We start from the raw sequence: 11,560 nt of genomic DNA, 5'->3' as shown, positions 1-11,560 counted from the left end.
GCCCGCTTTACTTTAGCAAAAATAGTTTCGTGCTTAAGATTGTTCTTTTTTCTCAATTTTTTCAGCGTATTCCGTAAGAACGCTAGCCACCCTAAAGGTTAAATTTTCTATCTTACGTTCGCCGCTCACAACTCTAGACAAGATGGATTGATTAACGCCTGTTTCTTTTGAAATGTGATATTGACTGTTCTGTTCTAATAGTTTTTTGATCTTTTCAGAGTCAGCATGCATTTTATCTAGTCCTTATCTATATTGTGGTAAAAAAGCATCGTAATCAAAAAGCATATTAGTGTAAATATGAATGCATTCATGTCATCCCTCCTGCTATAATATATTATATCACTTATGGCATATAAATTCAATCGAAAATAATTCTAAAGCATAGGTTTTTTAACCTATGCTTATGTTAATATCGTTATAAAAATACATTTATGCACTCTTTATGCACTGCCTATAGTGTACCCCTTGTAAAGCCTGATATGACAACATTCTTCAAGCTAATTTAAATCTTATACGGTGCGCTAAAAAACCAGGAGGACTAATCATTAGTCCTCCTGGTTTTTCTTTTGGATAGCTTTGGGATGGGGCAAGTTAGACCGTGTTAAGAGACCCAGGTCTCTTCTGCACTATCTATAGCAATGTTAGAGTCCTCTACATTTTCAACTTGAGCCGTTTCTTCCCCTGAAAAGAGCTTTTCAACGGCTTCGGGGTTGGTAAAGTATACTGCAAGAAGGGCAAATAGGATGATGGCTAGGATGATAAGGACCCATTTTAGACATCCACCCTTCTTTTCCTTTACAACAAGTGTATTCCCGTCTTCATCATGGTATTCTTTGGTCATGGTCTTTCCTCCTAGTGTTTTAATGTTACTTAAAATAGATATCTACAATAGTTGTTTCTGTAAAAATTATACAAAATGAACCTAATTATGTAAATATTCGTTTTATACCATTCATTTATATGCATGCTTGCAATTTTTTTCTTGCTTGGATGGCATGAATTATTAACTTGTCAAACAAAAAATGAAAAAATATATCTTTAAAATGAGCCTTCCCCTTGACATTTAATGGTTTTATCTATATATTGTTATCAAAGCTAAATCAAAGAACTTTAAGAGAAGAGTAGTTTGTGGCATTGTTAGCAGAGATTCCCGTTTGGTGAGAAGGGAAAGCAGTAAAACAAATGAAGATGAGCTCTGGTAATCTAGTCGGTTCACGCTGGCTAGACGGCTGCGACCGTTATCTGGCTAGGCTTATAATTCCTTAGGGGGTTATGTGCTGAAGAGGCGGTTGGCTTAATCGTAACCGTGAAGTAGGGTGGTACCACGAAAGATACTCGTCCCTTTGTTGACTACTAGTAGTCAGCAAAGGGATGGGTATTTTTTTATACCCAGAATGATAATAGGGGGGATGAATGATTATGACAAGTTTACAGCAATTATTAGGGCAACTAAAAGACCTGAAGTGGGTCAACCTGAGTCATCCGGTTGATTCGACTATCCCACATTTTTCAGCTTTTAGTCCGATAGAAGTGACAACCCTTGCCACCATCGATGAAGATGGTTTTTGGGGCCAACAAGTCGAAATTGGGACTCAATACGGGACCCACGTGGATGCACCCAACCATTTCGCTAAAGGGACGCGTGAATTAGCTGCTTTAAGCTTAAAAGAACGTACCCTGCCACTCTATGTGATTCACAAGGAGGAAGCCGTCCGAGAAAATCCCGATTACACACTCGGGGTTGAGGATATCAAGGATTTTGAAAAAGTACACGGCAAGATCCCGGCCAAGTCTTTTGTCGCTTTGGCCACAGCCTGGTCAGATCGTTTTGACCAGCCGGAAAGCTTCTATAACCGTGATAGCGATGGGGTAGAGCACACACCGGGCTGGTCCATTGAGGCTTTACAATTCCTTCATGAGGAAAGAGATGTCACTGCCATCGGACATGAAACCTTAAACACAGACACTGGTCTTGCCGTTGCAGAAACTGGAGCCAATCCCGGGGAATTATATTGGCTCAAGCAAGATAAGTACCAAGTGGAAGTGATCAAGGGACTGGCTGACCTACCGGCTACAGGTGCCCTGATCCATATTGCTGTACCAAATATTGTTGGCTTGACTGGTTTTAATGCAGAAGTTTTTGCTATTTTGCCAGGTGAAGCTGACTAGTTGATAAGCAAGTCAATCAACTTGTAAGGGGGAATCAATGATGACCACATCGAACCGTTTTTTAACAGTCGGATCATTGCTCAGACCAGAAGAATTACTCAAATACAGGGATAAAATCCAAGTAGCCGAGGATATTTCCTATCCATTTTATGACTACTTTGATGGTTACAAGGAAGTGGAAGACCAGGCCGTTAAAGAAGTTGTAGCCAAGCAAGCGGAAGTCGGAATACCAGAATTGACAGACGGGGAATACCCCAGATCACTCTGGCATACAGACTTTGTTTGGGGCTTAAATGGGGCTCGCCGTTATATCACTGACCATGGATACTACTTCCGGGACAAAGACAATAAGGAGTCCAATTATGAAACCCGGCGCGATATTGGGACGACCTTTGACCAGGCCATTGATGGGAAAAACCATCCTTTCTTGGACCACTACCGCCGTCTACGCGAACTTGCACCAGATGGGGCTGACTTGAAGCTCAGTATTCCTTCTCCTTCTCATATTTATGGCGAGAATATCGTTTTTGACCAACTACAGGGTAGCTATTATGAAGGGAAGGAAGAGGAATTTCGCAAGGATTTGGCCCAAGCTTATAAAGACTTCTTAGATGACTACAAGGCAATTGGTGGCAAGACCATTCAACTGGATGACTGCCTTTGGGAGCTCTTTGCTGAACAAGACCACCCATTTATTAAAAACAAGGATAATTTTGAAGTCCGACCAGAAGACTTTATTGACCTCAACAATGAAATTATTGACTATGGCCATGATTTAGGCCTAAAAGTATATACCCATAACTGCCGGGGCAATTACGCTTCGAGAAGTTTTTCGGATGGGACTTATGAGTCTATCTCTGATACATTCTTAAAAAATCTCCGTTATGACCGCTTTTTCTTAGAATGGGACGATGAAGACCGGGTTGGTAGCTTGACTGCCTTAGAAGCTTTCAGTGACCGACCTGATACCGAGGTGGTCCTAGGCCTTCTCTCTAGTAAGACCGACCATTTGGATGACGAAGACCGGGCCTTGTCGATCCTTGAGGAAGCTAGCAAGTATGTGGACAAGGATAAGCTCTACCTGTCCCACCAGTGTGGCTTTGCCTCGACCGATATCGGGAATGAGTTAACCATCGACCAACAATGGGCTAAAATCAAGCAAGGACAAGAAATTGCCCATAAATTCTGGGGGAATAACTTAGTTTAGTCCCAAAGCAAGTAAAAACCTGCCTAGCAATTTTGTAGGGTGAACTTGCCAAGCAGGTTTTCATTTAAATTTTTCAATCGATTAGATTTTATAGCAAAATAAAGATTGCTAGCATCTAAAACATATTTTTCCTCCTGTTTTGTGCTAGGGATAGGGAGGGGAACTAGGACTTCCTCTCCCTCTTAAAGGACGGTGACACAAGTGATCGTCCTTTTTTGTGTTGGCTCGAGCATAGACTTGACCTCAAGCCTGAAGTTTATCCCTTTTTTCCTGAATAATAGCTTCAAGCTTGTCCAGGATTTCCTGGTCGCAGTGGCGGTCTAAGTAGTGGTTTAGAAAATTATCAATATGTATTTTTTGAAAGGCGTCTAAGATAAACTTTTCCCGGTCCATAAGGGGAAGGAACTTCCGGGTAAGGGACTTGGCAGAATAAAAGACTTCTTCGACTTTGATATAGTGCTTGTCTAGTAATTTTTTTAAAATCGGGGCAACCGTATTCTTGCTAATGCCACTGGTGTCGGCAATTTCATTAACGGATAAGGGCTTGCCTTCGTCCCAGAGTGTTTCTAAGATATCAACTTCTCGTTTAGTGTATTTTTTGTTCAGCATAATGGCTGGGTCCCCCCTCAAATATACCTCATTATATTAAATTCCGGTAAAAAACACAAGAAATATCCCATTCCAAATTAATCCTTGGCGGTGGATTGGGCACTCCAACTAGCCAGCAAACTAGCAGGAAGCCCCGTTTAAAACTGGATTGTAAAAGCAGTGTTAAGTTTGCCCCTGACCAGTTCTTAGCAAATGACAGGGGGCTTACAGCATGCTATAGTGTGGGTAAGAAAGCAAGAACCTGGTAAGGAAGGTGGTTACAAGTGATTGGGTTACATCATAGCGCCAACAATAGGATAACCTCACTTCTTTAAAGGCCAGGATAGCAAGTACAAGGGTGGCCTTGTGCTTTTTTGCTTTATTTAGCTAAGGTGGTGAGCGAATGGTAGTTGACCGAGTAGTGAGCGTTTGTGAGCTTATCCAATAGAAAGGATGCGTGATCCATATGTATCTACGTGACTAATCACACGGTAAAAAAGGATTTTAACACCACAGAATTAAATGAAATCAACTACGACTTTCTGGTCTGAAGCCAGATGAGTAATAAATATAATTAATAAGTAAATGCGCTAAAAAATTGATACCGCAAGCATTATAGGGTAACATAAAGCTAACAAGTATTAATTTATTAAATTGCGGAGGTTATGATTTATGAAAAATCCAATGGACAAAAATGGATTAGGCAAGCCGGAAGCAAGCCGGAATCAACGAGTCGGTAAAAATCCAAGCTTGCAAAATGCGGCTGGAATTCCAGTCACCAGTAACCACAACTCCATGACAGCAGGTAAGCGGGGTGCAGGTGTCTTAAATGACCACTGGTTGCTCGAAAAACATGCCCACTTTAACCGTGAAGTTATTCCGGAACGCCGGATGCACGCGAAAGGTTCTGGAGCTTATGGAACTTTCACCGTAACAAATGATATTACTAAGTACACCAAAGCAAAAATCTTCTCTGAAGTTGGTAAAAAAACTGAAATGTTCCAACGTTTCTCCACTGTAGCCGGGGAACGTGGTGCGGCAGATGCTGAACGGGACATTCGTGGTTTCGCCCTTAAATTCTACACTGAAGAAGGGAACTGGGACTTAGTGGGGAACAACACTCCTGTTTTTTTCATCCGCGACCCTAAACACTTTATCGAATTAAACCGGGCTGTTAAGCGGGACCCTCGGACTAACTTGCGGTCGCCTAACAACAACTGGGACTTCTGGACCCGCTTGCCTGAATCCCTTCACCAAGTCACTATTACCATGAGTGACCGGGGAATCCCTTCCTCTTACCGCCATATGCATGGCTTTTCTTCCCATACTTACAGCTTAATTAATGAAGATAATGAGCGGGTTTGGGTTAAATTCCACTTCCGTTCCCAACAAGGGATCCAAAACTTAACAGACCAAGAAGCTGAAACTGTTGTAGGGATGGACCGGGAATCCCACCAGGTCGACTTGTACAATGCCATTGAACAAGGCAAGTATCCAAAATGGAAAATGTACATCCAGGTCATGACTGAAGAAGAAGCCAAAAACCTACCTTACAACCCATTTGACTTAACCAAGTCTTGGTACAAGAAAGACTTCCCATTGATTGAAGTTGGGGAATACGAATTAAACCGTAACCCAGAAAACTACTTTGCGGAAGTTGAGCAATCCGCCTTCTCCCCAGCCAACCAAGTACCAGGAATTGGTATTTCGCCTGACCGTATGTTGATGACCCGGGTCTTTGCTTATGGCGATGCGGCTCGCTACCGTCTGGGTGTCAACCACAACCAAATCCCTGTCAACCAGCCGAAAGGTGTTAAAGACTTCCACACCCAACACCGGGACGGTCAAGGCCGGGTAGACGGCAATGGTGGTTCTGAAATCCACAATGGAGTGAACTCCTATGGTAACTGGGTCGACCACCCCGAAAACGCTGAACCCCCATTCCCAGGTGGCGAGGTAGACTACCACGAATTCCGTGAAGATGATGACGACTACTACACCCAACCTGGTATCCTCTTCAACCGCATGACTGAAGACCAACAACAGGTCTTGTTTGAAAACACTGCCCGTAACATGGGTGACTCAACCCTCCAAATTAAACACCGTCACATCCGTCACTGCTACTTTGCTGACCCTAAATATGGTGAAGGTGTCGCTGAAGCCCTGGGAATTGACATTGATGATGTGGACTTGGAACGTTGGCCAGAGGATACAGAAGAGAACCTAGCCAAATCCAACGACCGGGACTTTGAAGATAAAAACGTGCCGACTGAACCGGCTGACCCTGAATCGGCTAAAGATTTGCCGGAAGAAGGCCGGGACACCAACTATGACGAAATCACTTCAGTTATCGATGCTGACGATGACCCATACTTCCTCTAATCGTCAACTCGACTCAGTTAAGCAAGCACCTAAAGGCAGCTGCCTTTAGGTGCTTTTTTAGTTTGCAAGTTATATTAAAAACTTTCCAAAAAGGCAAATACTTGCTATAATGAATTAAGGTCAAATATAGTCAAAATTTCAGAAATAAAGGAGGGAACCTTCGTTTAACTTGAATTGTCGGGTCATTTTTTGTATGATTCCAACAATTACCTTAAATGAAAGAAGAAAATGGGATACCAAAATATGTCAGATATTATCGAAGCCTATTTGAAACAAGTACTCAGTAACAAAGAAGAAGTCGAAATTAAGCGTAGTGAAATTGCTAACCGGTTTGATTGTGTTCCCTCACAGATCAACTATGTGATCAACACCCGCTTTACCGTCCAGCAGGGCTACCTGGTGGAAAGCAAACGGGGCGGGGGAGGTTTTATCCGGATTTCTAAGGTTAAAATCTTGGAAGAAGCGGATGTTATTGATAAGATGATAGCCATCATCGGAAAGACAATCAGTGAACGTGATGCTGTTTCGATTGTCAAAAAACTATTAGAAGAGCAGATTGTGAGTCGCCGGGAAGCCAAGTTGATGTTGGTCGCTATGGAGAAAACGCTTTACACTGGTGACTTGGCCGTTGATGAACTACTCAGGGCCAATATTTTAAAATCCATGCTAAAAGAATTACGATATGAAAAAACTAATCATTGACGAACGGAGGAGAATGATTAGATGGAAGAACTATTCACGGACAAGGCCAAAGAGGTCTTACTCATAGCCCAAAAAGAAGCCAAATCCTATAACCACTATTCCATTGGGTCAGAGCACTTGTTGCTCGGCTTGATTGAGGAAGAAGAAGGAATAGCAGGCAAGGTTTTACGGGAATTAGATTTAACCACCCAAGATGTAAGAGATGAATTGGAACGCTTTGTCACCTTTGCCCAAGACTCTAAACTGCCCTCCAATGCCATCCTACCTTATTCCTACAAGGCTAGAAAGGTTGTCCAGTATGCAGCGGATGAAGCCCGGAAAATGCAGCGCAAAAAAGTAGGGACAGAACACCTCCTACTTGGCTTGCTCAGAGATGATAAATTACTGTCTGCAAAATTACTAGAGAACCTAGCTGTAGACTTGTCTTCTGTCCGGCAATTGGTCTTAGAAAAATTTGGCATCAGCGACCAGGCTAGCCGTCAGGGACAAAGACGGACCCGGAGCCGTAAGCAAGGTATGGGAGGACACCCGGCCAACAGTCAGGAAGCAGGAGGAACGCCAACCCTGGATGCCCTAGCCCGAGACTTGACAGCCATGGCTGCTAAGAAGGACCTAGACCCTATTGTGGGCCGGGACTTGGAAATTAGACGGATTACCCAGGTCTTAAGCCGGCGTACCAAAAACAACCCGGTCCTGGTTGGCGAAGCTGGGGTTGGGAAAACAGCTATTGCAGAAGGTCTAGCTCAAAAAATTGTCAACAAGGAAGTCCCGCCTGTCTTGCAAAATAAAAGACTGATGACCTTAGATATGGGGTCTTTGGTTGCCGGTACCAAATACCGGGGTGAATTTGAAGACCGGATGAAGAAAATCATTAATGAAATTTATAATGACGGCAATGTCATCTTATTTATTGACGAACTCCACACCTTGATCGGGGCTGGAAGTGCTGAAGGGGCCATTGATGCTTCCAACTTAATCAAACCAGCCTTGGCCCGTGGGGAACTCCAAACCATTGGGGCAACTACTTTGGATGAATACCAAAAACACATCGAAAAAGATCCAGCCCTCGAGCGGCGTTTTGCTTCAGTCTTGGTCAAGCAACCGAGCGAGGCTGAAACAGTGGAAATTTTAAATGGCTTGAAAGACCGGTATGAAGACCACCATGGCGTGGAGATTAGCCAAGAAGCGGTTGAACAAGCTGTTAAGTTGTCCATCCGCTATATTACAGACCGGCAGTTGCCAGACAAGGCCATTGACTTGATCGACGAGGCTTCAGCCAAGGTTAGATTAGACCAAACAGACGGCCAGTCTAACTTGAATGAAGCAACTGAGAAGCTCAATGACCTCTACAAGGAAAAAGACCGTCTAATCCAGAACCAAGAGTTTGAAGAGGCGGCTAAAATCCGCAAACAGGAAATGACGCAACAAAACAAGGTCCAAAAGCTTTACAAGGAAAAACAAGACCAAGGCCAAGCTGACCGGCCTAAGGTTAAAGGCGAGGATATAGCTGATGTTGTCGCCCAATGGACTGGCATTCCGGTCAAAGAAATGAAGAAAGAAGAAAGCCAGCGCCTACTCCAACTTGAAGACAACCTCCATGAACGGGTGGTAGGTCAAGAAGAGGCAGTCAAGGCTGTTTCCAAAGCCATCCGCCGTGCCCGGTCTGGTTTAAAAGACCCTAACCGTCCTATTGGATCCTTTATCTTCCTAGGGCCTACCGGGGTTGGCAAGACCGAATTAGCTAAAACCGTGGCGGCTACCCTGTTTGGGTCAGAAGATGACTTGATCCGGATTGACATGTCTGAATTTATGGAAAAACACTCCACCAGCCGTCTAGCAGGTTCCCCTCCAGGCTATGTTGGCTATGATGAAGGGGGCCAATTGACAGAAAAAATCCGTAACAACCCTTATTCGGTAGTCCTCTTTGATGAGGTTGAAAAGGCCCACCCAGATGTCTTCAATATGTTGCTCCAAGTCTTAGATGATGGTCAGCTAACAGATGGTAAAGGGCGCCAGGTTGATTTCAAAAACACCGTCTTAATTATGACCACCAATATTGGGGCTACCAGCTTACGGGACGACAAGGAAGTCGGTTTTGGTAAACAGGACTTGAAATTTGACTATGACACCATGCGCAAACGGATGTTGGATGAGCTCAAAGATTACTTCCGACCTGAATTTATCAACCGCCTGGACGAAACCATTGTCTTCCACACCTTAGACAAAGACCACTTGCATGACATTGTCCGCTTGCTAGCCCAAGACTTAATCAAGCGTTTGGCTGACTTAGCCATTGACCTCAAGATTACCCCAGCCGCCATTGATGTTATTGCGGATAAGGGTTACGACCCGGAATATGGTGCGAGACCTCTTAAGCGGGCCCTCCAAACCCAAATTGAAGACCGGCTCAGTGATGCCTTGCTCAGCGGTGAAATAATTGCCGGAGACAAGGTAACCATTGGAGCTAGCAAGGGGACTATTACCTTGAAGGTAAGAGAACGCAGTCAAGAAGCCGAAACCAGTAAGGCTTAAAGGGAATGGGATGCGCCGACTCCCCATTTATGTTAAAATAACCTTAATAGATAAAAAAGGACTGATTCATATGTCAAAATTAGAGGATAACAAAGGAATCTTAATTGGTTTAGGAGCAGCTGCAGCAGTCGGCCTAGGCGTATTTGCTATCTTCTTGTCTTCTGAAGAAGTTCAAGAAAAATCAAAAGCCCTTGTCAACCGGCAACGGGCCAAATACCTTGTCCGGACTAAATTAGACGGGAACGATAAAGTCTTGAAGGCTGTTGACAAGTTGGATGACTCTAGTGTCAATAACCTCCTGTCAACCTTTGACAGTGTGAATGACCTAGAAGACCAATTAGAGGACAAAGTCAGTGATGCTGTTAACTTCCTAAAAAAGGCAGTTAAGTAAAGCCAAGAAGAACATCGTCAAACAGGCAGAGGTAGCCGTGCCTTTGCCTGTTTTATTTATGTAAAGTTTTGCTTTTTTAGGGGGGAATTTACCTTTAAGGTCTTTTTTATGCTAATATAAGGACAAGTTGAAGAAAGGGGTATCATGATCGATAATGGAATACTTTAGCTTTAATGATGGCAACCGCTATCCAGCTTTGGCCTTGGGAACGGTTTGGATCCAAGGGAAAGAGGGTCTAGGGACTATCCAAAAGGCCTTGGACCTTGGCTACCGGGCCTTTGACACTTCTACGAATTATTACAACGAAGGCATGCTGGGCCAGGCCATCCGCCAATCACCCTTGGCTCGGGAAGAGATTTTTATCTCAGCCAAGCTACCCGGGGCTGCCCACCAGTATGACAAGGCCATTAAATACCTTGAAGAATCCCTCTTCCGCATGGGCTTGGACTACTTTGACAAGTATTTAATCCACTGGCCCCTCCCCATGCAAGATTTGTATGTGGAAGCCTGGCAGGCCTTAATTGATGCCCAAAAAGATGGTTTAATCAAGTCCATTGGAGTCTCTAACTTCCAGCCTGACCACCTGGACAAACTTATCAAAGAGACTGGGGTGACCCCGGCTAGCAATCAAATTGAACGCCATCCCTACTTTAATAACTTAGAAGTTGTCCAAGCCAACCAGGACCGAGGCATTGTGACGGAGGCCTGGTCTCCTTTTGGCCGGGGGGTCTTAAATGATGTCTTAAACAATCAAAGGGTCAAAGACCTGGCCCGTAAGTATGACAAGCAAGCCGCCCAGGTGATTTTAAACTGGAACTACCAGGCTGGCATCTTGTCCAACCCCCGGGCTGACCGAGAGGACCACCTTCGGGCCAACTTGGCTTCTTTTGACTTCAAATTGGACCCTGATGATATCAAGGCCCTCAATAATTTAGACCAAGGCGAGGCCGGCCGGGTGGAAAACCAGCACCCAGATATTTACGAAGAATATGTCTAAGTCATGTAAGAATAGCCAGTAGAAATAGGATGGATTGAAATGATGGAAGATTCGACCAAATGGATGCAAGAAGCCCTCAAGGAAGCTAGTCTTGCAAAAGACAAGGGGGAAGTTCCCATCGGTGCTGTGGTAGTCAAAGATGGCACAGTTCTCGGCCGGGGCCACAATCAAAAGGAAGGGTTTCAAGATGCCACCCTCCATGCTGAGTTGCTAGCTATCCGCCAGGCCAACCAAACTTTAGGCAATTGGCGGCTGGAAGACTGTGACCTCTATGTCACCTTAGAGCCCTGCCCCATGTGCTCTGGGGCCATTGTCCAGTCCCGGATCCGCCGGGTTTATTATGGCCCTCATGACCTCAAGAGTGGGGCGGCGGGGAGCTTGATGAATTTATTGCAAGATGACCGACTCAACCACCAAACAGAGGTGATTCCAGGCCTCCTCCAAGAAGACTGCCAAGACCTCCTGCAAAGTTTCTTTAAAGACTTAAGGGCCCGTAAGAAAAAAGAAAAGCAAGACCGTCAGCAAGAATAGCTGTCCTGGAAGGAGGTTTTGCATTAAGCGACTAAAAATTTCAACAAGTAACGGAGGACAC

The 11,560-nt window shown here is 44.4% G+C and carries 11 protein-coding genes and 1 other annotated feature; of the genes, 8 read left to right on the top strand and 3 right to left on the bottom strand.

Annotated elements, in window-relative coordinates:
- Positions 1-33: 33 nt before the first annotated feature.
- On the bottom strand, positions 34-231 hold the full coding sequence (locus tag HMPREF9698_RS05620) for a hypothetical protein (protein WP_003778179.1): 198 nt from the start codon (positions 229-231) through the stop codon (positions 34-36).
- A gap of 370 nt (positions 232-601) precedes the next feature.
- Positions 602-841, bottom strand: coding sequence for a hypothetical protein (locus tag HMPREF9698_RS05615; protein WP_003778176.1), 240 nt, complete (start codon positions 839-841; stop codon positions 602-604).
- 263 nt (positions 842-1,104) lie between these two features.
- Positions 1,105-1,346, top strand: a binding site (T-box leader).
- Between the two features lie 73 nt (positions 1,347-1,419).
- Between HMPREF9698_RS05615 and HMPREF9698_RS05610 the strand changes: the two genes are divergently transcribed.
- Both HMPREF9698_RS05610 and HMPREF9698_RS05605 read left to right on the top strand, forming a co-directional pair.
- On the top strand, positions 1,420-2,169 hold the full coding sequence (locus tag HMPREF9698_RS05610; RefSeq protein ID WP_040292665.1) for a cyclase family protein: 750 nt from the start codon (positions 1,420-1,422) through the stop codon (positions 2,167-2,169).
- A 37-nt stretch (positions 2,170-2,206) separates the two neighbouring features.
- Positions 2,207-3,376 carry a uroporphyrinogen decarboxylase/cobalamine-independent methonine synthase family protein gene (locus HMPREF9698_RS05605; RefSeq protein ID WP_040292628.1) on the top strand — a complete coding sequence of 390 codons (1,170 nt, stop codon included), beginning with the start codon at positions 2,207-2,209 and terminating at the stop codon, positions 3,374-3,376.
- Positions 3,377-3,619: 243 nt separating this feature from the next.
- Here the strand turns inward: HMPREF9698_RS05605 and HMPREF9698_RS05600 are convergent, their stop codons facing one another.
- Complete coding sequence (locus tag HMPREF9698_RS05600) at positions 3,620-3,985, bottom strand: BlaI/MecI/CopY family transcriptional regulator (protein ID WP_003778170.1); 366 nt, start codon at positions 3,983-3,985, stop codon at positions 3,620-3,622.
- A gap of 651 nt (positions 3,986-4,636) precedes the next feature.
- Between HMPREF9698_RS05600 and HMPREF9698_RS05595 the strand changes: the two genes are divergently transcribed.
- From HMPREF9698_RS05595 to tadA, 6 genes are all read left to right on the top strand, one after another.
- Complete coding sequence (locus HMPREF9698_RS05595) at positions 4,637-6,346, top strand: catalase (RefSeq protein ID WP_003778169.1); 1,710 nt, start codon at positions 4,637-4,639, stop codon at positions 6,344-6,346.
- A gap of 228 nt (positions 6,347-6,574) precedes the next feature.
- Positions 6,575-7,048 (top strand): CtsR family transcriptional regulator, encoded by a 474-nt coding sequence (locus HMPREF9698_RS05590; RefSeq protein WP_040292627.1) that lies wholly within the window; start codon positions 6,575-6,577, stop codon positions 7,046-7,048.
- A gap of 21 nt (positions 7,049-7,069) precedes the next feature.
- On the top strand, positions 7,070-9,580 hold the full coding sequence (locus tag HMPREF9698_RS05585; RefSeq protein ID WP_003778165.1) for an ATP-dependent Clp protease ATP-binding subunit: 2,511 nt from the start codon (positions 7,070-7,072) through the stop codon (positions 9,578-9,580).
- Positions 9,581-9,650: 70 nt separating this feature from the next.
- Positions 9,651-9,971, top strand: a complete 321-nt coding sequence (locus HMPREF9698_RS05580; RefSeq protein WP_003778163.1) for a hypothetical protein — start codon at positions 9,651-9,653, stop codon at positions 9,969-9,971.
- Positions 9,972-10,125: 154 nt separating this feature from the next.
- The gene (locus HMPREF9698_RS05575) at positions 10,126-10,968 is read left to right on the top strand and encodes an aldo/keto reductase (RefSeq protein WP_003778161.1); all 843 of its coding nucleotides are present in this window, start codon (positions 10,126-10,128) and stop codon (positions 10,966-10,968) included.
- 39 nt (positions 10,969-11,007) lie between these two features.
- Complete coding sequence (gene tadA, locus HMPREF9698_RS05570; RefSeq protein ID WP_003778159.1) at positions 11,008-11,499, top strand: tRNA adenosine(34) deaminase TadA; 492 nt, start codon at positions 11,008-11,010, stop codon at positions 11,497-11,499.
- The last annotated feature ends 61 nt before the right edge of the window (positions 11,500-11,560 follow it).

The sequence above is a fragment of the Alloiococcus otitis ATCC 51267 genome (assembly GCF_000315445.1).
GTDB classification, from domain to species: Bacteria; Bacillota; Bacilli; order Lactobacillales; family Carnobacteriaceae_A; genus Alloiococcus; species Alloiococcus otitis.
Note: the sequence above shows the minus strand (reverse complement) of the source record. Positions and strands in the feature narration are given on the sequence as shown.